Here is a 320-nt window from a genome sequence, read left to right on the forward strand (position 1 = left end):
GCAAACAAAAAAAAGCCAAAACCCACCCCCCCCCCCCCCCCCAGAACGGGGCCCAACCCCCCCCCCCAAAAAACCCCCACCCCCCACCCGACCCCACATCCCCAAAACCACCCCACCCACCCCCAATTTCAAACCCCACCCCAAACCCACACAAAAAAAAACAATAAAAAAAAAACCACCCCCACCCACAAAAAAAAAACCAACAACAAAAAAAAAAAAAAAAAAAACAACCCCAAACAAAACAAACAAGAACCCACCCCCCCCCCCCACACAAAAAAACCCCCCAACCAAACAAACCCAACCCCCCCCCCCACACCCCA

1 protein-coding gene is annotated in these 320 nt (G+C 52.5%); it reads right to left on the bottom strand.

The window, feature by feature from the left end:
• Positions 1-128 precede the first annotated feature (128 nt).
• Complete coding sequence (locus PUR71_RS41020) at positions 129-257, bottom strand: hypothetical protein (protein WP_329924702.1); 129 nt, start codon at positions 255-257, stop codon at positions 129-131.
• Positions 258-320: the final 63 nt, after the last annotated feature.

The sequence above is a fragment of the Streptomyces sp. SP17BM10 genome (assembly GCF_036322405.1).
Taxonomy (GTDB): Bacteria; Actinomycetota; Actinomycetes; order Streptomycetales; family Streptomycetaceae; genus Kitasatospora.